Annotated in this window: 21 protein-coding genes; 11 read left to right on the forward strand and 10 right to left on the reverse strand. The window is 69.8% G+C overall.

Annotated elements, in window-relative coordinates; all coding sequences use genetic code 11:
• Together AC1C2T_RS02265 and AC1C2T_RS02270 are read right to left on the reverse strand one after the other, a co-directional pair.
• On the reverse strand, positions 1-945 hold the full coding sequence (locus AC1C2T_RS02265; RefSeq protein ID WP_495384094.1) for an ABC transporter ATP-binding protein: 945 nt from the start codon (positions 943-945) through the stop codon (positions 1-3).
• A gap of 14 nt (positions 946-959) precedes the next feature.
• Entirely contained in the window at positions 960-2,210 is a 1,251-nt protein-coding gene (locus tag AC1C2T_RS02270; RefSeq protein WP_495384095.1) for a LolA family protein, read from the reverse strand.
• A 141-nt stretch (positions 2,211-2,351) separates the two neighbouring features.
• Here AC1C2T_RS02270 and AC1C2T_RS02275 point away from each other — a divergent pair, with 141 nt between their 5' ends.
• The 3 genes from AC1C2T_RS02275 (at position 2,352) to AC1C2T_RS02285 (ending at position 5,411) form a co-directional block, all read left to right on the forward strand.
• A complete protein-coding gene (locus tag AC1C2T_RS02275; protein WP_495384096.1) occupies positions 2,352-2,873 on the forward strand; it encodes a VOC family protein in 522 nt (173 codons plus the stop codon).
• Positions 2,874-2,977: 104 nt separating this feature from the next.
• Positions 2,978-4,861 carry a gamma-glutamyltransferase gene (ggt, locus tag AC1C2T_RS02280; protein WP_495384097.1) on the forward strand — a complete coding sequence of 628 codons (1,884 nt, stop codon included), beginning with the start codon at positions 2,978-2,980 and terminating at the stop codon, positions 4,859-4,861.
• A gap of 25 nt (positions 4,862-4,886) precedes the next feature.
• Positions 4,887-5,411, forward strand: a complete 525-nt coding sequence (locus AC1C2T_RS02285) for a nucleoside/nucleotide kinase family protein (RefSeq protein WP_495384098.1) — start codon at positions 4,887-4,889, stop codon at positions 5,409-5,411.
• Between the two features lie 111 nt (positions 5,412-5,522).
• Here the strand turns inward: AC1C2T_RS02285 and fgd are convergent, their stop codons facing one another.
• From fgd to cofE, 4 genes are all read right to left on the reverse strand, one after another.
• Entirely contained in the window at positions 5,523-6,542 is a 1,020-nt protein-coding gene (fgd, locus tag AC1C2T_RS02290) for a glucose-6-phosphate dehydrogenase (coenzyme-F420) (RefSeq protein ID WP_495361827.1), read from the reverse strand.
• Positions 6,539-7,303, reverse strand: a complete 765-nt coding sequence (locus AC1C2T_RS02295; protein ID WP_495384099.1) for a CofC family guanylyltransferase — start codon at positions 7,301-7,303, stop codon at positions 6,539-6,541. The genes fgd and AC1C2T_RS02295 overlap by 4 nt, the downstream gene beginning before the upstream one ends.
• Entirely contained in the window at positions 7,300-8,298 is a 999-nt protein-coding gene (locus AC1C2T_RS02300; RefSeq protein WP_495361825.1) for a TIGR03557 family F420-dependent LLM class oxidoreductase, read from the reverse strand. Before AC1C2T_RS02300 ends, AC1C2T_RS02295 begins: the two co-directional genes overlap by 4 nt.
• Positions 8,299-8,449: 151 nt before the next feature.
• Positions 8,450-9,223, reverse strand: a complete 774-nt coding sequence (gene cofE, locus AC1C2T_RS02305; protein WP_495384100.1) for a coenzyme F420-0:L-glutamate ligase — start codon at positions 9,221-9,223, stop codon at positions 8,450-8,452.
• Between the two features lie 96 nt (positions 9,224-9,319).
• On the opposite strand from cofE, the gene AC1C2T_RS02310 reads away from it, so the two are divergent.
• The 5 genes from AC1C2T_RS02310 (at position 9,320) to AC1C2T_RS02330 (ending at position 13,415) form a co-directional block, all read left to right on the forward strand.
• Entirely contained in the window at positions 9,320-9,817 is a 498-nt protein-coding gene (locus AC1C2T_RS02310) for a DUF6328 family protein (protein WP_495361823.1), read from the forward strand.
• Between the two features lie 80 nt (positions 9,818-9,897).
• On the forward strand, positions 9,898-10,734 hold the full coding sequence (locus tag AC1C2T_RS02315) for an exodeoxyribonuclease III (protein WP_495361822.1): 837 nt from the start codon (positions 9,898-9,900) through the stop codon (positions 10,732-10,734).
• A 100-nt stretch (positions 10,735-10,834) separates the two neighbouring features.
• Positions 10,835-12,106, forward strand: coding sequence for a serine/threonine-protein kinase (locus AC1C2T_RS02320; protein ID WP_495384101.1), 1,272 nt, complete (start codon positions 10,835-10,837; stop codon positions 12,104-12,106).
• On the forward strand, positions 12,103-12,537 hold the full coding sequence (locus AC1C2T_RS02325; protein ID WP_495384102.1) for a hypothetical protein: 435 nt from the start codon (positions 12,103-12,105) through the stop codon (positions 12,535-12,537). The genes AC1C2T_RS02320 and AC1C2T_RS02325 overlap by 4 nt, the downstream gene beginning before the upstream one ends.
• A gap of 59 nt (positions 12,538-12,596) precedes the next feature.
• Positions 12,597-13,415, forward strand: coding sequence for an alpha/beta fold hydrolase (locus AC1C2T_RS02330; protein WP_495384103.1), 819 nt, complete (start codon positions 12,597-12,599; stop codon positions 13,413-13,415).
• 12 nt (positions 13,416-13,427) lie between these two features.
• Here AC1C2T_RS02330 and AC1C2T_RS02335 read toward each other — a convergent pair whose 3' ends face one another.
• The 4 genes from AC1C2T_RS02335 to AC1C2T_RS02350 all read right to left on the reverse strand — a co-directional run bounded on the left by AC1C2T_RS02335 (position 13,428) and on the right by AC1C2T_RS02350 (position 16,501).
• Complete coding sequence (locus AC1C2T_RS02335; protein ID WP_495384104.1) at positions 13,428-13,976, reverse strand: pyridoxamine 5'-phosphate oxidase family protein; 549 nt, start codon at positions 13,974-13,976, stop codon at positions 13,428-13,430.
• A gap of 30 nt (positions 13,977-14,006) precedes the next feature.
• On the reverse strand, positions 14,007-14,900 hold the full coding sequence (locus tag AC1C2T_RS02340) for an alpha/beta fold hydrolase (protein ID WP_495385382.1): 894 nt from the start codon (positions 14,898-14,900) through the stop codon (positions 14,007-14,009).
• Entirely contained in the window at positions 14,885-15,586 is a 702-nt protein-coding gene (locus AC1C2T_RS02345; protein WP_495384105.1) for a TetR/AcrR family transcriptional regulator, read from the reverse strand. Before AC1C2T_RS02345 ends, AC1C2T_RS02340 begins: the two co-directional genes overlap by 16 nt.
• 75 nt (positions 15,587-15,661) lie before the next feature.
• Complete coding sequence (locus tag AC1C2T_RS02350) at positions 15,662-16,501, reverse strand: SDR family oxidoreductase (RefSeq protein ID WP_495361816.1); 840 nt, start codon at positions 16,499-16,501, stop codon at positions 15,662-15,664.
• 141 nt (positions 16,502-16,642) lie between these two features.
• On the opposite strand from AC1C2T_RS02350, the gene AC1C2T_RS02355 reads away from it, so the two are divergent.
• From AC1C2T_RS02355 to AC1C2T_RS02365, 3 genes are read left to right on the forward strand one after another with little or no spacing between them, the layout of a single operon-like run.
• Positions 16,643-17,503 carry an ABC transporter ATP-binding protein gene (locus tag AC1C2T_RS02355; protein WP_495384106.1) on the forward strand — a complete coding sequence of 287 codons (861 nt, stop codon included), beginning with the start codon at positions 16,643-16,645 and terminating at the stop codon, positions 17,501-17,503.
• Positions 17,504-17,546: 43 nt separating this feature from the next.
• Positions 17,547-18,584 carry an aliphatic sulfonate ABC transporter substrate-binding protein gene (locus AC1C2T_RS02360; RefSeq protein WP_495384107.1) on the forward strand — a complete coding sequence of 346 codons (1,038 nt, stop codon included), beginning with the start codon at positions 17,547-17,549 and terminating at the stop codon, positions 18,582-18,584.
• 9 nt (positions 18,585-18,593) lie between these two features.
• Positions 18,594-19,502: an ABC transporter permease gene (locus AC1C2T_RS02365; RefSeq protein WP_495361813.1), complete on the forward strand. Its 909-nt coding sequence runs from the start codon at positions 18,594-18,596 to the stop codon at positions 19,500-19,502.
• Positions 19,503-19,521: the final 19 nt, after the last annotated feature.

Consider the following 19,521-nt stretch of genomic DNA (forward strand, 5'->3'; position numbering starts at 1 on the left):
TCACTCGACAACGTCGAACCCCTCGCCGGTGAGATCCATGAACCGCTGCTCGAGGCTCACGCGCTCGAGCTCGAACCCGCGCACGCGCACACCCGCCGCGACGAGCGCGGCAACGATCGACTCGGCAGGGGCCGTCGTCGCACCGAGGCGGGCGGCCACGAGCCCATCGCCCGCGGTGTCGCCGTCATCGACGAGCCCAAGTCGCGCCAGCACCTCGCGAGCACCGGCCGCATCCGGCGTACGCACGAGCACCCGCGCCTCGCCGTCACTGCGGAACTCGTCGAGCGTTCCCTGGGCGACGAGACGCCCGGCGCTCATCACCCCGACGTGGGAGCACACCTGCTCCACCTCTGCGAGCAGGTGGCTCGATACGAACACCGTCGTACCGTCGTTCGCGAGGGAGCGGATCAGCGCGCGCACCTCGCGGGTGCCCTGCGGGTCGAGGCCATTGGTGGGCTCGTCGAGCACGAGCAGTTCGCGACGCATGAGCAGCGCGTTCGCGAGCCCGAGCCGCTGCTTCATGCCGAGGGAGTAGGCGTGCACCTTCTTCTGCGCGGCGTGCGAGAGACCGACGCGATCGAGCGCATCGGCGACACGCGCTGCGCGGGTGCGTCGCGGGGCGTGCCGGTCGGCGGCGTCGAATCGGCGCAGGTTCGCCGCCCCGGAGAGGTAGGGCGAGAACGCCGGCCCCTCGACGAGTGCACCGACGCGAGGCAGCACCGAGTCGACGTGCCGCGGCATGTCTGCCCCGAGCAGGCGGGCATCGCCTGCGGTCGCCGCGACGAGACCGAGGAGCATGCGGATCGTCGTGGTCTTGCCCGAGCCGTTCGGCCCGAGGAACCCGAACACCGCCCCCTGCGGCACCGCGAGGTCGATGCCGTCGACGGCGAGCTGCGAGCGGAAACGCTTGGTGAGGCCGTGCGTCTCGATCGCAAGTTCGGGCACGCGCCTGCTGCCCGTCAGCGACCGGTCGCGGCGGCGTCGAGCAGGCGGTCGGCGGTCACCGCGCCGGCGAACACCCGGCCGTCGTCAGTGAAGAGCACGGTCACGAGGGAGGTCGTGAGGATGCGCCCGCCGTCGACGGGTTCGGTGAGCGAGCCGAGCATCGCGGCGGCCTCCTGAGCCTGTCGAAGGGATGCCTCGGCGCCGGGGTCTGCGGCGCCGCCGACGCTCATCGGCAACTCGACCACGGTGGACCAGCCGTCGCCATGCACGATCGGCTGCGGCATCCGCTCGCCGGTCGTGTCGGACCCCGCCTCGGCCTCTGCCTTCCACTGCTCGAGCTCGGCGGCGGTCGGAATCGGCACGACCTGCTCGGTCACGGTCGCGCCCTCGGGCGGAGTGAACGCGAACACCGAAGCATCCGGCGCATCGAATGAGATGTCGGTGAAGGCGACGCTGAAGGCGGACTCGTCGGCGCCGCGGGCGGTGATCGATGCGGCGAGCGCGACACCCGTCTCACCGTCGATCGCGACCGCGATCTCGCCGACGAGAGTGTCGGCGTCGCGCGGGGTGAGCACGAGCTCGTAGGCCTCGCGACCGGCGACGCGCGCGTCGGTGCCGACGGAGACCTCGGTGGTCTCGTCGAGTCGTGCAAGCGCCTGATCGAGGAATTGCTCAGGCGTCGGCATCGGTGCTCCGGCCTCTGCTTCGAGGCGGGCCCGAGCCTCGTCGGCGTGGTGCTTCGCCTCGTGTTCGAGCGCCTCGAGGTCGGTGCCCTCTGGGAGTGTGATGCGTGTGGCTGCATTCTCGGCGGAGTCGTAGATCCAGGCGCCCGTGTCAGAGACGTACACGTTGCGCTCGGCGAGTGCGTCGAGCACCTGCAGTCGCGCGTTCGCGTCGTCGAGGTAGACCCGCGCGGTGTGAGTACCCGTGGCGAGCGAGATCAGGTCGTCGAGGTCGGTGGCGGATGTCCCCTCCGCACCGTCGCCCGCGCCTGGCTGCCCGCCCGGGCCGCTCATCGCGCCCGTGAGACCCGACAGGTCGGGCAGCCCGAGCTCGGACGTCTGCTCGACCGTGCCCGAGAGTGCATCGACCTCGCTCGACGCGGCGAACTCGAGCAGCTCAGCGGGCGACAGGTCGGGCAGGTCGACAGCGGCGTTGGCCGAAAGCGGCACGAGCACGACTCCGACGCCGATCGCGATCGGCACGGCAATGGCGGGAATCCAGCGGCTGAGCCTGCGGGACGCCCCGGTGTCGCGGGGGCGCATGCATTCAGGCTACGCCTGCCCGCGGCATCCGGAGCCGATCTGTGGACAACACTCAGGATCTCGGACATGCACGGCACGGCATCGAGACCTCGCACTGAAACCGGACAGAAACTGACCGCACGCTTCCGTAACGTCGTCCACATGGAAACCGAAGACCTGAACCCTGGAAGCAACCGTTCCGTGCAGACGTGGATCGTCACACCCGACACGGCGAGACTGCTCGACTTCGTGAGCGACGTGTTCAGTGCCGTCGAGATCGCCCGAGTTCCCACGGAAGACGGAGGCATCGGGCATGCCGAACTGCGCATCGGCGACACCTGGCTGCTCGCGTTCGACTCGCGGCCCGACTGGCCGTCGACCCCGGCGATGCTCCGCGTGTTCGTCGACGACGTAGCAGCGGTGTTCGAGCGGGGCGTTGCAGCCGGCGCGAAGGTCGTCACCGAACTCGACGACGCCGCGTGGGGCGATCGGGGCGGCCGCCTCCGCGATCCGCTCGGCAACATCTGGTGGGTGGTGCAGCACGTCGAAGATGTCGCACCCGATGAGATGGGCAGGCGATTCTCCGAGGAGCGCTACGCCCGATCCATGCAGCTCGCGCAGGAGACGCTCGATTCGGAATTGAGCGGTCGCAGCAGCGGCTGGTCGAGCCGGCCGGTGGTGTAGCGGGCGTCGGTGTCGGGCGTTCGTGCAGCAGGCGTTGCCGCCCAGCCCGCCCGGGTCTAGCGTGAGGGGGATCGAGCCGTTGTGCCCAGTTCAAGGGGGATCTCATGGTCAACGTCGTCGTCCACCGCCACTCCGCACGCCGCAACCTGGCGTTGGCGCTCGCGGGCGCGCTCGCCGTCGGTGTCATCGCCACGGCCGCGCCGGCATCGGCGCAGTCGCTCGCGGCGCCGCCGGCGGCGAACTCCGTCGCGACCGCGGCCCCCGGGTCGACGTCATCGCCGACCCGGTCGACGTCGACGGGATACGGCGGCGCGGTCTCGTCGGTCGACGCCTCGGCGAGCCGGATCGGCGTCGAGGTGCTCCGTCTCGGCGGGAACGCGGCGGATGCCGCGGTCGCGACCGCGGCGGCGCTCGGCGTCACCGAGCCGTACAGCGCCGGCATCGGGGGCGGCGGGTACTTCGTGTACTTCGACGCAGCGACGGGCGAGGTGAGCACGATCGACGGGCGCGAGACGGCGCCGGCCGCCATGCCGAACGACGCGTTCATCGACCCCTCGACCGGCCAGCCGTACCGGTTCACTCCCGAGCTCGTGTCATCCGGTGTCTCGGTCGGCGTTCCCGGCACCCTCGCCACATGGGAGTCCGCGCTCGACCGGTTCGGTACGAAGCCGCTCTCCCTCATGCTCGCCCCCTCGATCCTGCTCGCGGCGACGGGATTCACGGTCGACGAGACCTTCCGCAACCAGACGCTCGACAACAAGGCGCGGTTCGCTGCATTCCCCGACACGGCGAAGCTGTTCCTGCCCGGCGGCGACGCCCCGCAGGTCGGCACGAAGTTCCGCAATCGCGATCTCGCGAAGACGCTCGCGCTCATCGCTGTGCGCGGTACCGACGCGTTCTACTCGGGCCGGCTCGCGGCCGAGATCGCCGACGTCGTGCAGCATCCGCGCAAAGACCCGGCATCGTCGCTGCCGGCGCCGGCCGGCACGCTCACGACCGACGACCTCGCGGCGTACTCCGTCGTGGAGCAGGAGTCGACGCACGTGGAGTACCGCGGGCTCGACGTGTACGGCATGGCGCCGTCGTCGTCGGGCGGCACGACCGTCGGCGAGGCACTGAACATCCTCGAGAACCACGACCTGTCGTCGGCCGAGATCGGCCAGAGCCTTCACCTCTACTTCGAGGCGACAGCCCGGGCGTTCGCCGACCGCGGCGCGTACGTCGGCGACCCGGCGTTCGTCGACGTTCCCACCGAGACGCTGCTCAGCCAGGAGTTCGCCGACGCCCGCGACTGCACGATCGACCCGGCGTTCGCCTCGACGCGGCCGGTGCCCGCCGGCGCACTCGACGGGGTCGGCTGCGAGGCCGTCGCCCTCGAAGAGGCGGCCGACACCGAGAACGTCTCGACGACGCACCTCTCGGTCGTCGACAAGTGGGGCAACGCGGTCGCGTACACGCTCACGATCGAGCAGACCGGCGGCTCGGCGATGACCGTGCCGGGCCGCGGGTTCCTGCTGAACAACGAACTGACCGACTTCAGCACCGTGTACAACGCGTCGGACCCGAACCGCATCGAGCCGGGGAAGCGACCGCGGTCGTCGATGGCACCCACGATCGTGCTCGAAGACGGCGCCGTGCGGTTCGTGCTCGGCTCGCCGGGCGGGGCGACGATCATCACGACTGTGCTGCAGATCCTCATGAACCGTATCGACCTCGGCATGACCCTGCCCGAGGCTGTGGCAGCGCCGCGTGCTTCACAACGCAACGCCGCGGTCACCCCGGCCGAACCCGAGTTCATCGCCGCGTACCAGGCTGCGCTCGATCCATACGGCCAAGTGCTCGTGCCATCGGGCGACCAGTTCACCTCCGCTGCGCAGATCGGTGCTGCAGCGGCGATCGAAGTCGACCCGAACGGGCTGATGACCGCCGCCGCCGAACCGGTCCGCCGAGGCGGCGGCACCGGCCTGGTAGTCAGACCTGTGCGCTGAGCGCTGCCGCGCGTAGCCTGAGGAGATGACGCGAACGGCATACAAGGCGCAGCCCCGCAACGAACTGCTCGTCAGCATCGCCGACGAGTTCCTGCACAATGCGCCGCGCGGGCGCCGGCTCATCGCGGTCGAGGCCGCGGCGACGGCCGATGCCGTGCGCTTCGCCGACGACCTCGCTGAGGTGCTCGCCGCGCGCGGACAGACCGTCGTGCGCGCGTCCGTCGGCGACATCAGCAGAGGCCGCGGCGACGACGGCAGCAGCAGCTCTGTCGGCGAGGCGACGCTGCGTGCAGACACGATCGAGCCGTTCCGGGCGGGCACCCTGCCCGGCGCATCCGACGACGCAGTGCTCGTCGTCGACGGTCGGGGACTGCTCGACGATCGGGTACGCGGCGCCTGGCACTTCTCGTTGTGGCTGCTCGCGGGCGACGAGTTGCCGAACTCCGGGGCATCCGTCATCGTCGATGTCACCGACGAGTCGTCGCCGACCCGTTTCTTCTACGACTACTGCGCGCTGCCGCCGAGCGTGAACCGGCCCGGCCTGTACTGACTCGGCCGCTCCGCGCCCCTCCCGCGACCTTTTGCGCGCGCACGGACGTTTTGCAAGGGTCGTGGCGCGGCAAAGCGTCGTGGGAGATGCGCTGACGCGCGGCGCGGCAGCTCAGAGTGCGCGCAAGCGCGGCGCGAGGTCGCGTGCGAAGAGTTCCTGGAAGCGGGCCTGGTCGTGGCCGGGCGCGTGGAAGACGAGGTGGTTGAACCCGGCGTCGACGTAGGCCTTGATCGAGGCGACGACCTCGTCGGGGTCGCTGCCGACGATCCAGCGCTTCGCGATCTGTTCGATCGGCAGCGCGTCGGCCGCCCGCTCCATCTCGACGGGGTCGGTGATGGAGTGCTTCTGCTCGGGCGTGAGCGAGAGCGGCGACCAGAAGCGCGTGTTCTCGAGCGCGGCCGTGGCGTCGGTGTCGTACGAGAGCTTGATCTCGATCATTCGGTCGAGGTCGTCGTACGAGCGGCCACCGGCCGCGACACCCTCTTTCACCGCAGGGATGAGCTGCTCGGTGTAGAGCTCCATGCCCTTGCCGGAGGTGCAGATGAATCCGTCGCCCGCGCGCCCCGCGTACTTCGCGACGGTCGGGCCGCCGGCTGCGATGTACACGGGCACGGGGACATCCGGACGGTCGTAGATCGACGCGTCGTGTGTCGAGTAGTACTCGCCCTCGAAGCTCACTTGCTCGTCATCGGTCCAGAGTGCGCGCATGAGTCGCACCGATTCGCGGAGGCGCGCGAACCGCTCCTTGAACGCGGGCCACTCCTGCTCGCCGGCGCCGCGGAACCCCGTCGCGATCTCGTTGAGCGCCTCGCCCGTGCCGAAGCCTGCGATGATGCGCCCAGGGTAGAGGCAGCCGAGGCTCGCGAACGCCTGCGCGAGCACCGCTGGGTTGTAGCGGAACGTCGGCGTCATGACGCTCGTGCCGATTCTGATCGTCGAGGTGCGCTCGCCGACGGCGGCGATCCAGGTGAGCGAGAACGGCGCGTGACCGCCGTCGTGTCGCCACGGCTGGAAGTGGTCGCTCGTGAACACCGATTCGAAGCCGTTGGCTTCGGCCGCGACGGCGATCTCGACGAGCTCGCGCGGGGCGAACTGCTCGGCTGAGGCCTTGTATCCGAGTGTGAGCGTCATGCTGTTCCCTTTCGATCGGACGGGGGTGCATCGGCGAGACGCGCGACGACTTCGGCGGTGTGGTCGCCCACTCCATGGTGCAGCACGGCTTCGAGCCCGTCGACCGTGTCGACGTCACGGGTGAGGCCGGGCGCTGCGGATGCCTCGAGCTCGACGAACCCCGCGGCGGCGTGCCGCGCGGCGGACTCGACACCGAACCGCGGTTCGAACGAGGTGCCTGCCATCGCGGTCGCGAGGGTCGTGCCCGTGCCGTCGGCGTCGCGAACGAAGGCGAGCGGATGCCGCGACGCGGCGCTGAGCGCGGCATCGAGCTCTTGGGGCTTCAACGCAGGCAGGTCGCCGAGCAGCACGGCAATGTTCGTGCCCGGGGCCTGTCGAAGGGAACCCGGCACTACACCCGCTCCCTTCGACAAGCTCAGGGAGCTCGACGGGCTCAGGGAGCTCGACAAGCTCAGGGAGCGAACGTGGGCGATGCCGAACGCGATCGCCGGCGTGAGCCCGCGCGGGCCTTCGGCCGGTTCGGCGAGGAACTCCGCGCCGCCCGCGAGCGACGGGTCATCGCCGACGACGATGACCCGCGCGACGGTTCGCGCGACGAGGGCGGCTGCGATCGTGTCGAGGGCGAAGGCGCGGGCGAGCTCGGCGCGTGCGTGGTCGGGCACGGCTGGCGCAAGTCGCGTCTTCGCGCCCGCGGGCGATTTCACGGGGATCACGACGGCCCACGATGCGGTCGTGGCCGCGGCATCCGATGCGCTCATCACGCCCGGAGCCCCGGAAGCACGTCACGGCCGAAGACCTCGAGGAACTCGGCCTGATTCCGCCCGACATTGTGCAGGTAGATGCGATCGAAGCCGAGGTCGAGGTGGCGCTGGATATCGGCGCGATGCACGTCGGGGTCGGCGGAGACGACCATGCGACCCGCGAAGTCCTCGGGGCGCACCGTGTGGGCGAGCTGCTCGAACTCCCACGGCGAGCGGATATCGCTGCGCGGGAAGCGCATCCCGCCGTTCGGCCATTCGTGCAGCGCGTTCTGCATGGCTGCCTCGTCGGTCGCGGCCCACGAGAGGTGCAGTTGCAGCACCTTGGGCATCGCATCGGGCCGCCGGCCCGCCGCGCGTGCGCCTTCAGCGAAGCGTGTGATGAGCGTCTGCAGCTTGTCGGCGGGCGCGCCGGTCGTGATGAACCCGTCGACGGTGCGGCCGGCGCGAAGCGCGGTGACAGGGCCGGATGCCGCGACGAGGATCTCGGGTGCCACGCTCGGCATGGTCCACAGGCGCGTGGCTTCGAGCTTGAAGTGGGGACCGGCATGGCGCACGTCCCGCCCGGCCATCGAGCCGACGAAGAGCTTCTTGATCACGTCGACCGCCTCGAACATGCGGTTGATGCGCTCGGGGGCCTCCGGCCAGTACGGCCCGACGACGTGCTCGTTCAGCGCCTCGCCCGAGCCGAGTCCGAGCCAGTGCCGCCCCGGATACATCGCACCGAGCGTCGCGCTCGCCTGGGCGACGACGGCCGGATGCATCCGGAAGCCCGGTGTCGTCACGCCCGGGCCGAGGTCGCCGCGCGTGCGTTCGCCGATCGCGCCGAGCACGCTCCACACGAACGACGACTCCCCTTGCGCGGGAACCCACGGCTGGAAGTGGTCGCTCGCCATGACCCCCGTGAAGCCGTGCGACTCGGCGAGCGCGCTGAGCGCGACCGCCTCGGCGGGTGGGAAGCGCTCGAGCATCGCGGCGTAGCCGATGTGTGCTGACACTCCTCCATCTTCTCGCGTCGATGAGGAAACGCGCGCCGCGAGGGATGTTCGCTGAGCTCGTCGAGAAGGATGTTCGCTGAGCTCGTCGAAGCGCTCTGGTCGGATATTCGCTTCGACAGGCTCAGCGAACGGGACTACTGGGTGCACGGACCTACTGAGCGAGCGGCCCCTCGGCCTGCGACTCGTCGAACCCGTCGCGATACCCCTCGTTGTACGCCTCGTCGGCGCCGACTCGGAACAGGTCGCGCTCGGCGGGGCGCTGGATCGACCGCGCGCCCGGCAAGTCGAGGTCGCCCACGAAGCGCCCGAGCCCACGCACGACGGCGACCGGCACGCCCGACGACTTGCCCTTCACGAGCTCGGCGGCGCCCGCGATCTCGTCGGCCACGCACGGCATCGTGACCGAGAGCGGCTTGCCCGAGGCATCCGTCGAACCGCGCAGATCGTCGAAGACGTGCACGCCGGCCGCGCCGATCGCGAGGTCGGTCTGGCCCTCGCGCCACGGCCGGCCGAGGGTGTCGGAGAGGATGACGCCGACATGGGCGCCCGTGAGCGCACGGATGCCGGTGGCCAGCGCCCGCGCCGAGGCATCCGGGTCGACTGGCAGCAGCAGCACCGTGCCGTCGGGTGAGTTCGACGCATCGACGCCCGCTGCGGCGCCGATGATGCCCTGACGATTCTCGACGATGCGGGTGACGCCTCCGTCGAAGACGCGGGTCGCGACCACCCGCACGGTCTCGTCGGTGATGGCCTGCTCGCGGTCGGCGGCGGCCACGATGCGCCCCTCGGCCTTCGAGACGATCTTCGAGGTGATGACGAGGATGTCGCCGCCCTCGAGATCGACCGCGTCGGCGATGAGCGCGGCGAGGTCGGCGCCCTTCGTGATCTCGGGCATGCCCTCGACGCCTTCGATGCTGAATTTCACGGCCACCCCCAGGATTCGCGTTGCTCCGATCTTCGCAGCTCTGGGTGCCACGCCGCCAGAAGGGCGCGGCTGTTGACGCTGCGCTACGCTCGCGGCATGTCCAACGATGGCACCGGCTTCTCGCTCGACGACCGCAATGACGGGCGCGCCGAGACTCGCATCGAGCGCCTCGACCGCAACTGGAGCGACATCCTGCAGGAGCTGCGGGCGACGCAGACCGGCACGCAGATCATGACGGGATTCCTGCTCGCCGCGGCGTTCCAGCCCCGCTTCACCGATCTCGACGGCTACCAGCTGTGGCTCTATCTCGTGCTCGTGGCACTCGCGTGCGTCGCGACGCTGCTCGGGCTCGCGCCCGTGATCCTGCATCGCCAGCTGTTCGGGCGACAGCAGAAGGAGCGGATCGTGCGCCGCGGTGACCGGTTGCTGCGGGCCCACCTGCTCGTGGCGTCGCTGCTCGCGGCGGGCGTCGCGGGACTCATCTTCGAGCTGGCGCTCGGCCGAGTCGCGGGCTTCGTCGCACTCGGAGTCGCGCTCGCCGCCGCCGCCCTGCTCTGGATCGTCGTGCCGAGGCTCGCGAGGGAGCGATCGTGAGGGCCGAGGCGCCTGTGAGGGCCGTCTCGCCCTGCGACTTCGGCGCGTGTCGTGTCGCCGCACCCGAATAGGCTTGACGCATGCGCATCGCCACTTGGAACGTCAACTCGATCCGCGCCCGCGTCGGCCGCACCGTCGATTGGATGGTGCGCGAAGACGTCGACGTGCTCGCGATGCAGGAGATCAAGTGCAAGCCCGAGCAGTTCCCGCTCGAGGCCTTCGAGGCGGCCGGCTACGAGGTCGCGATCCACGGGCTGAACCAGTGGAATGGCGTCGCGATCGCGAGCCGATCACCGATCGGCGAGGTCGAGACGTCCTTCCCCGGCATGCCGGGATTCCTCAAGGGGCTCGAGGGCCCCGATCAGCCGCAAGAGGCCCGCGCGATCGGCGCGACCGTCGATGGTGTGCGGGTGTGGAGTCTCTACGTTCCGAACGGCCGCTCGCTCGACGACCCGCACTACACCTACAAGCTCGACTGGCTCGCGGCGCTCACCGACTACACGCGCGCAGAGACATCCGCTCGGCCTGAAGTACCGTTCGCGCTTCTGGGCGACTTCAACATCGCTCCGCTCGATGAAGACAATGGCGACCCCGCGGTCATCGAGGGGCAGTCGACCCACGTCTCGCCGGCCGAGCGGCGGGCGTTCTTCACCCTCGAGAACGCCGGGGTCACCGACGTGGTTCGCCCGCGCATCCCCGAGGGCTACACCTACTGGGACTACAAGCAGCTGAAATTCCCGCGCAACGAGGGCATGCGCATCGACTTCATCCTCGGTTCGGCGGCGTTCGCAGAGGCCGTGACGGATGCCTCCATCCACCGCAACGAGCGCAAGGGCGACGCTCCCAGCGACCACGTGCCGGTGCTCGTCGAACTCGCCCTCGGCGAAGACGACGACGATCGGCCCATGATCTTCTAAGTCCCGAGCGATCGTCGCGGGCCGGGTCGATCTTCTCGGGGCGGAGCCGGGCACCCTGATCTCCGCCACGGCTCCCAGCCGCCGCGGTACCCTCGAGTACGTGACCAGCACCCACGACCGAGCTGCGGGAGACCCGTTCACGGGCACCACGTTCGGCGGTCGCTACCGCCTCGGCACCCTCATCGGGCGAGGTGGAATGGCGAGTGTCTATCGCGGTGCCGATCTGAGCCTCGGCCGATCCGTCGCGGTGAAGGTCTTCGCTGAAGCGGCCGAGGGCATCGACGACGACGCCCGGCGTCGATCGGAGACGGCGCTGCTCGCGAGCGTCGAGCACCGCGCGCTCGTGCGACTCTACGACGCGGGTCGCGACGGCGCGAGCGGCCGCGAGTACCTCGTGATGGAACTCGTCGACGGACGCGACCTGCGGCAGACTCTGCGCCTCGGCCCGTTGAGCCCAGCGGATGCCGCGGGCCTGGCCGCAGACATCGCCGAGGCCTTGCACGTGATCCATGAGCGCGGCATCGTGCACCGCGATGTGAAGCCCGCGAACATCCTGCTTGCACGGGCGCATCTGCCGACGCGTCGCTGGAACGCCAAGCTCGCCGATTTCGGCATCGCGCGTCTCATCGACGACGCCCGCCTCACCCGCACCGGGGCCTTCGTCGGCACGCCCGGTTACCTCAGCCCCGAGCAGGTGGGCGGCGACGCCCCCGGCGCCGCGGCCGACGTCTACTCGCTCGGACTGCTGCTGCTCGAGGCGCGCACCGGGCAACAGGCGTTCCCGGGCCCGGCGACCGAGTCCACGAGCGCGCGACTCGTGCGCGACCCCGAGATCCCCGATGAGCTCGGCGCCGATTGGGTCGCACTCCTGCGACGCATGACCGCCCGCGATGCCGCAGCACGACCGGCCGCGCTCGAAGTCGCGATGGCAGCGAGCCGTCTCGATGAGTCGCCCTCGACGACGACCGTGCTGCACGAGGCAGCCGAAGACCCCACGCTCGTGCTCCCGACCGCGACGACGACCGTGCTCGCTGGCGCTGGAGCGGAAGTCGCAGCCGGAGCCGCGACCGGAGCCGCAGCTACCGGGGGCGTCGGCTCCGACGATGCCGTCGCCGCTCGCGCTGTCGCCGCCGCGATGCGTCCGGCCCCATCGAGGCCGCGTCGCTGGCGGAATCCCCGGCAACCTCGCTGGCTACGACCGGCGATCGCCATCGTGCTGCTCGCCGTCATCGCCGTCGGCGCGGCCCTGCTCGTGCCGCCTGCGATCGCCGGCCTCACCTCGCCGTCGACCACGCCGGCAGAGCCGCTGCCGAGCCTTCCGGGTGAACTCGGCGTGCATCTCGAACTGCTGGATGAGGCGGTCACCCGATGAGCGGTCACGCGATGATCCGGTTCCGCACGATGCTCCCCACTGCCGCCATCGCGATGACGCTCGCGTTCGGCCTCACCGCTTGCAGCCCGTCGGCCGAGTCGGTCAGCTCCGAGCTGCACGCCTCGGTCGTGCAGGTCGCCGAGCGCGCCGATGCGGGTGACTACATCGGTGCCCTCGCCGAGCTCGCGCTGCTCGATCAAGATGTCTCCGATGCCGTCGACGCAGGCACGATCGGGGCGGAGCAGGCGCAGGAGATCGACGAAGCGCTCACCCTCGTGCGCAACGACCTCGAGGCGGCCGAAGTCGCGACCACTCCGACTCCGACTCCCTCTGACGACGATGATGACGACGGGCCTGGCAACAGCGACAACAAGGGCAACGACGACAAGGGCAAGGGGAACAAGGGCAACAAGGGCAACAACGACGACTGACGGATGCCCCGCCTGTCTTCCGCATTCCGCGGGCCGCATCCGTCGCATAGTCTCGGGGGATGCCTTCGCTCGCAGTTCCCGGCGCCGATCTGTACTACGAGTCCGCGGGGCGCGCCTCCGCACCCGCGCTGCTCCTCATCCCGGCCGGCATCGCCACCCTGCGCATGTGGGACCCGCAGATCGACGCCCTCGCCGAACACCACTTCGTGGCCCGACTCGACCCCCGCGGTTTCGGCGGCACTCGCCACGACGAGGCCGTTCCGTTCGCGAACCACGTCGACGCCCTCGCGGTGCTCGACCATCTCGGCATCGAAGCGGCGACGGTGATCGGCGCGAGCCGTGGCGGTGAGATCGCCCTCGACACGGCGATCGCCTCGCCCGACCGCGTGCACGGAGTGGTGACGGTCGGCTCGGAGCCGAGCGGCTTCCCCGATCTCCCGCTCACTGACGAGGAACAGCGCCGCTTCGACGAGATCGACAGCCTCGACCCCGCCATCGACGCGGCGCGCATCGTGCGGCTCGAGACCACGCTCTGGGCGGCGGGGCCGCGGCGTTCGGAGGCCGATCTGGATCCTTCGTTCGTCCGCCTCGCGCACGAGCTCAACTCGCCGAACATCGCGCACGCGGCCGATGACGGCACCATGCTGCCACTCGAACCGCCGGCCGCAGATCGGCTCGGCGACATCCGCTCACCGGCGCTCGTCACCGTCGGCGAGTACGACCTCAGCTCGGCGCTCGCGGCGTACGACCACCTGCTCTCGAACCTGCCCGATGCGACGGGCGTTCGCTTCGCCGACACCGCCCATCTGCCGAGCGTCGAACGGCCCGAGGAGTTCACTCGGGTGCTGCTCGAGTGGCTGAGCCGCAACGGGCTCTGACGCACGCGCGTTTCAGGCGGTGATGAGCCCCGGGAGACCGTCGACGCTTCGGGTGTTCTTCTCGACTCGATACTCGGCCATGCCTTCGACGCCCTTCTTCTCGGCTTGCAGGCGCAACAGGTCGCGTTCACCCGTCATCTCCATGATGGGCACGCCCCAACCGCACGAGTCGCTGATCCTGGTCACCTCTACGGTGATGACGGCTCGAGTACTCGGGTGGTCGGGGTGGAGTGCGACGACCTCTTCGAAGGTCGGGTCGCCAGGGAGCCAGACCGACCCGCGGCCGTGCAATCGCACGATGCGCGGGCGGCTGTCGAAGGAGTTGAACATCAGGCAGACTCGCCCGTTCTCCCGCAGATGGGCGATCGTCTCGACGCCGCTGCCCGTGTAGTCGACCCAAGCGACACGGTGATCGTCGAGGACCGAGAACGAGTCGTGTCCACGGGGAGACACATTGACGTGACCGTCCGCGCCGAGCGGGGCGGTCGCGACGAACCACATGGGCTGCGCCTCGATCCATGCCTTCAACTTGTCGTCGATGGAGTTGAAGAGTTTGCCCATGCTCAAAGCCTAGATCGCCGGTGCCCGTGGTCAGACCTGGCGGCGTGCAGACAGGTCGCTGATGAAGCGTGCGATCTCAACGGGCCTCTCTTCGGCCATGAAGTGGCCGGCGTCGATCGGTTCGTACGTCAGGTCGGTTGCCCACGCTCGCCAGAGTGCGGCGGCATCGAAGCCCAACTGGGCGCCCCAGTCTTGGGAGATGACGCCGACGGGCATGGAGAGCGTCTTGCCCGCCTCGCGGTCCTCGAGGTCCATGCTGAGGTCGATGCTCGAGGTGGCGCGGTAGTCCGCGACGATGGAGTCCACGGCATTCACGGAACTGTCGATGTAGTGCTGGCGGACCTCGGGCGTGAAGGTCGAGCCGTCGGTATCCCATGCATCGAGGAATGAGGCGAAGAACTCCGCTGCGACTGCCGTGATCATCTTCTCCGGCAGGCCCGCGGGCTGGGCCATGAGGTACAGGTGCCACGCCACCTTCGCGTTCACGCCCTGCAGGACCTGCCAGGTGTCGAGGGTGGGGAGCACGTCGAGGATCCCCAGATACTGCACCGCGTGCGGGTGGTCGAGGCCAGCACGAACGGCGACCAGCGCACCGCGGTCATGGCCGATCAGTCCGAAGCGCTCGTGGCCGAGTGCCGCGGCCACTTGCATGACGTCCTCGGCCATGGTGCGCTTCGAGTACGTGTCCGGACCGTGCTCCGGCGGCTTCGCGCTTTCGCCGTACCCCCTCAGATCGGGAACGATGACCGTGTGCCGGGCAGCGAGCTCGTGGGCGACGTGGCGCCACATGTAGTGCGTCTGCGGGAAGCCGTGGAGGAGAACGGCTGCGGGTCCTGTGCCTCCGACTGCGACGCGCAGGTCCACCCCCTGCTCGCCCTGCAGTGTCTGGTACCGGAATCCGTCGATGGTCAGTGTGCTGATGATGTGTCCTTCACAGGTTGCGGGTCGGTTGCGGGGGATGGACGGCCGGAGAAGATGCCGGCGGGGAAGTCGCGCATCGCCGGCGGTGTCGCCAGCAGCGCCGGTATGAGGATCGAGTCGACGAGCGCTTCGAGGTAGCGGTCGTCGATCTCCAGCCCGTTGAGCCGCCGGAACAAGATCACGGCGCCGGCGACCTCCTCGAAGGGGAACGGGTCCACGCCCTCCGGCAGTTCCCCCCGACGGACGGCTGCGTCCACGACGGAGGCGGGCAATCGAGCTCCGGTGGGGCCGACGGCACGTTCGATCGCCTCGCCCAGCTCCGGATCTTCAAGGCCCGCCTGGAACAGCAGCATGGCGGTCTGGCCATCCGTGGAACGCATCGTCGTGACCAGGCGCTGACAAAGCGCGAGCAGGTCGCCCCTCAGGCTGCCGGTATTGATCTCATCCGGCCCCTCGCGGCGCGCAGGGCCGGCCTTCAGTGCGGCGACGACCATATCCCTCTTGGACTTCCACCGTCGATAGAGGGTTGCCTTCGACGCTCCCGCACGACGCGCGACCTCTTCGAAGGTGACGCCGTCGTAGCCGCGCTCTGCGAGCAGCAGGTTCACGACGCTGAGGATCTCGCCCTCACGCTGGTCGTCGCGAGGACGCCCCCCGCGACGAATCTCCGGCCCGAGCTGACGGCTCATCTCTTCGTTAGGATACGACACGTTCCGTATCCTAACATATATGACACGAATCACGGATCAGCGCTCGACCCGCCTTCAGCGACGCCCGGTGAACCGCTCCATCGAACGGTAGACGCCGAACCCCTCGCCGACGAGGCGGTCGAAGACCCGGGTCGGCAACAGGCCGCGAAGCGCTCGCGAGACGCCGACGCTCCACGGCAGTTCGAGGAGCGGCCTCCCGTCGAGCATCGCCCGCCACACGCGGTCGACGACATACTCGGGCTCGAGCACCGGGGCCAGCACCGGGCCGCGCGCGCCGGCGAACATGCCCGTCGAGATGTAGCTCGGCGTGACAGTGGTGACCTTGACGTTGCCGTTGTTGGCCTGCTCGAGTTCGACTCGCAGCGAGTCGCTCCAGCTGATGAGCGCTGCCTTCGACGCGGCGTAGACCGCCATGCGCGGGTTCGCGAGGGTGCCGGCCGCGCTCGCGATGTTCACGATGCGCGCCGGCCGGTAGGCGCCCGCGATCATGCCGGGCAGGAACTCGCGTGTGATGTACATCGGCGCGAGCGCGTTGACCTGCATGGTCGGGCGGGTGTCCTCGCCGTTGTCGGTCTCCCAGAAGTAGCGGTTGCCCCGCACGATGCCGGCGTTGTTGATGAGCACGTCGGGGTTGCCCACGTCTTTGCGCACCTTCTGGGCGGTCTTCGCGATCGCCCCGGCATCGCTGACGTCGACGACGAACGACTGGATGCGGGTGCGGCCCTGCGAGATCGCACCGAGCTCGTCGACGGTGCGGGCGAGCGTGGCCGCGTCGCGATCCCAGAGGGTGACGGATGCCGCGTGCTCGCTCACGGCCCGCTCGGCGTACATGCGGCCCATGCCACCGGCCGCTCCGGTGATGAGGACCTTCGCGCCGCGCACCGTTCTCGTCATCCACCCATCTTCGCGCACCCTGGCGTTGCCGTCGGCAGCCGGCAGTCGGCAGTGTTACGCCGCGGGTCGAACGCGCCTGACAGCCCGGCGGCACGTCGATAGCTTCGAATGGATCCCCCCATTCCGCTCCGAGGAGTCCCAATGTCGACGACATCCGCCCTTCCCCACGAGACGACGGGCTCGGCCGAAGCCGCGCCCGTGTCGTTCCGGGGCATCGGGCGCGCGTTCGACACGGCCGCCGGCACCCGGCAGGTGCTCCGTGACATCGACCTCGAGGTCGAGTCAGGAGAGATCGTCGCGATCCTCGGCCCGAGCGGATGCGGCAAGTCGACGCTGTTGCGCATCGCCGGCGGGCTCGACCGTGCGAGCACGGGCACCGTGACCGTCGACGGCACGGCGGTTCCGCCGTACGACCGGCGCTCGGCCGTCGGCTTTCAGGAACCTCGACTGCTGCCGTGGCGCTCGGTCGCCGGCAACGTCGCGCTCGGGCTTCCACGCGGCACGCCGAAGGCCGCCGGACGCGACCAGGTCGCGCGGCTCATCGAACTCGTCGGTCTCGCGGACTTCGCGGGCCACCGCCCCCGCGAGATCTCGGGCGGCATGGCGCAGCGCACCTCGCTCGCCCGTGCCCTCGCTCGCAACCCGGGCGTGCTGCTGCTCGACGAGCCCTTCGGTGCGCTCGACGCGCTCACTCGCCTGAAGATGCAAGACCTCCTGCTCGACGTGCACGCGGCCGCCCCCACGACCGTGCTGCTCGTCACGCACGACGTCGACGAAGCCCTGCAGCTGGCCGATCGGGTGATCCTGCTCGGCAGCGACGGCGAGACGCCGGGTGCCGACATCCGCCAGATCGTCGTCGTGCCTGGTACCCGCCCCCGCGATCGCGGATCTGCCGAGCTCGCCGAGCTGCGCGGCCGCCTCCTCGACGGCCTCGGCATCGACCGGCACGGTGCCGCCCGCGGCATCGAGACCACCACGACCATCCCGCACTTCCCGTTCTGACCGGCGCCCACATCAAGCGCCACCACCCCTGAAGGAGTCCCACGTGTCCCGCACCCCGTTCCTCCGTACCGCGCTCGTCGCGGGCGCCGCAGCGGCGGCGCTGCTGCTCTCCGGTTGCGTCGCCGGCGAAGGCCAGGCCGCCGAGCCCGAGCCCGCCGAGAGCGGCGAAGCCGTCTCACTCGAAGGTCAGACCCTCAACATCGACTTCGCGACCTACAACCCCCTGAGCCTCATCATCAAAGACCAGGGCTGGCTCGAAGACGCCGGCCTCACGGTGAACTGGGTGCAGTCGGCCGGCTCGAACAAGGCCAATGAGGCGCTCCGCGCCGGCGCGGTCGACGTCGGCTCGACCGCCGGTTCGGCTGCGCTGCTCGCTCGCTCGAACGGCTCGCCGATCCAGGTCATCTCCCTCTACTCGCAGCCCGAGTGGGCGGCGCTCGTCGCGCCTGACGGCTCGGCCATCACCTCCGTCGAAGACCTGAAGGGCAAGCAGGTCGCCGCAACCAAGGGCACCGACCCGTACTTCTTCCTGCTGCAGTCGCTCGAAGCCGAGGGGCTCGAGGCATCCGACATCACTGTGCAGAACCTGCAGCACGCCGACGGCTGGGCCGCGCTGCAGAACGGCTCGGTCGACGCGTGGTCGGGTCTCGACCCGATCATGGCCGGTGCCGAAGAGGAGGGCGCGACCCTCTTCTACCGCAACGTGGACTTCAACAGCTACGGGTTCCTGAACGCGACCGAGACGTTCCTCGCGGAGAAGCCCGAGGTCGCACAAGCCGTCGTCGACGCTTACGAGCAGGCCCGTGCCTGGGCCGCTGAGAACCCCGAGGAGACGGCGCAGATTCTCGCCGACGTCGCGGGACTCGACCTCGCCGTCGCGACGAAGGTCATCGAGGAGCGCTCGAACCTCGACATCGACCCCGTGCCGGGCGACACCCAGGTCAAGGTGCTCGAGAAGATCGGTCCGATCTTCGTCGAGCTCGGCGACGTGCAGACGCAGGAGCAGGTCGACGAGGCCCTCGACACGATCGTCAACGACAGATTCGTCACAAAGGCCGACGCGGCCCGCTTCGAGGAGTAGGCGATCACGATGACGGATGCCTCGGGCGCGACGCTCGCCACCGGCGCGGCGATCCACGACGGCGACGACGTGCGGGTCGCCGTGAACGGTGGCGTGACGTCGGTGGCGGCCGGCCGCGAGGCATCCGCTGCTCCCGAGGTGCCGAGCGGCAGGCGCGACCTCGTCGATCGCCGCTGGTTCCGCATCGTCGGCGGCGCAATCATCCCGTTGGCGCTGCTGGGCCTGTGGCAGTGGGTGTCGACCTCCGGGCTGGTACCCGTGTCGCAGTTACCCTCGCCCGAGATGGTGTGGCTCGCTGCGGTCGACCTCGCCGAGCGCGGGCTGCTCGGCCTCTACATCGCGATCTCGACGCAGCGCGTCTTCCTCGGCTTCGCCTTCGGTGCGGCGATCGGGCTCGCGCTCGGCGCGGTCGTCGGGCTTTCCAAGCTCGGCGACATCCTGCTCGCGCCGACGCTCGGTGCGATCCGTGCCGTGCCGTCGCTCGCGTGGATTCCGCTGCTGATCCTCTGGTTCGGCATCGCGGAAGAGTCCAAGGTCATTCTCATCGCGATCGGCGCCTTCTTCCCCGTCTACACGATCGTCTCGGCGGCCCTGCGGCACGTCGACCGCCAGCTCATCGAAGCCGGCCGCGCGTTCGGGCTGCACGGGGTGCCGCTCTTCGCTGCGGTGCAGCTGCCGGCCGTCGTGCCCTCGGTGCTCTCGGCCCTGCGGCTCGCGCTCGCGCAGTCGTGGCTGTTCCTCGTCGCAGCCGAGCTCATCGCGTCGTCGATGGGCCTCGGGTTCCTGCTGAACGACTCGGGCCAGAACGGACGCATCGACCGCATCTTCCTCGCGATCATCCTGCTCGCCGTGCTCGGCAAGCTCACCGACTCGGTCGTCGCGATCGTCGAGAGGTGGGCGGTGCGCCGCTGGGCGTGACGCCTCCCCGGCCCGCGGA

The sequence above is a fragment of the Agromyces sp. Y558 genome, assembly GCF_059445415.1.

Bases quoted from the DNA above. Each gene is read 5' to 3' on its own strand.
- AC1C2T_RS02335 (WP_495384104.1), bottom strand. From the start codon at position 13,976: ATGGGCAAACTCTTCAACTCCATCGACGACAAGTTGAAGGCATGGATC.
- AC1C2T_RS02350 (WP_495361816.1), bottom strand. From the start codon at position 16,501: ATGACGAGAACGGTGCGCGGCGCGAAGGTCCTCATCACCGGAGCGGCC.
- fgd (WP_495361827.1), bottom strand. From the start codon at position 6,542: ATGACGCTCACACTCGGATACAAGGCCTCAGCCGAGCAGTTCGCCCCG.
- AC1C2T_RS02270 (WP_495384095.1), bottom strand. From the start codon at position 2,210: ATGCGCCCCCGCGACACCGGGGCGTCCCGCAGGCTCAGCCGCTGGATT.
- AC1C2T_RS02275 (WP_495384096.1), top strand. From the start codon at position 2,352: ATGGAAACCGAAGACCTGAACCCTGGAAGCAACCGTTCCGTGCAGACG.
- ggt (WP_495384097.1), top strand. From the start codon at position 2,978: ATGGTCAACGTCGTCGTCCACCGCCACTCCGCACGCCGCAACCTGGCG.
- AC1C2T_RS02365 (WP_495361813.1), top strand. From the start codon at position 18,594: ATGACGGATGCCTCGGGCGCGACGCTCGCCACCGGCGCGGCGATCCAC.
- AC1C2T_RS02345 (WP_495384105.1), bottom strand. From the start codon at position 15,586: ATGAGCCGTCAGCTCGGGCCGGAGATTCGTCGCGGGGGGCGTCCTCGC.
- AC1C2T_RS02285 (WP_495384098.1), top strand. From the start codon at position 4,887: ATGACGCGAACGGCATACAAGGCGCAGCCCCGCAACGAACTGCTCGTC.
- AC1C2T_RS02315 (WP_495361822.1), top strand. From the start codon at position 9,898: ATGCGCATCGCCACTTGGAACGTCAACTCGATCCGCGCCCGCGTCGGC.
- AC1C2T_RS02310 (WP_495361823.1), top strand. From the start codon at position 9,320: ATGTCCAACGATGGCACCGGCTTCTCGCTCGACGACCGCAATGACGGG.
- AC1C2T_RS02355 (WP_495384106.1), top strand. From the start codon at position 16,643: ATGTCGACGACATCCGCCCTTCCCCACGAGACGACGGGCTCGGCCGAA.
- AC1C2T_RS02325 (WP_495384102.1), top strand. From the start codon at position 12,103: ATGAGCGGTCACGCGATGATCCGGTTCCGCACGATGCTCCCCACTGCC.
- AC1C2T_RS02330 (WP_495384103.1), top strand. From the start codon at position 12,597: ATGCCTTCGCTCGCAGTTCCCGGCGCCGATCTGTACTACGAGTCCGCG.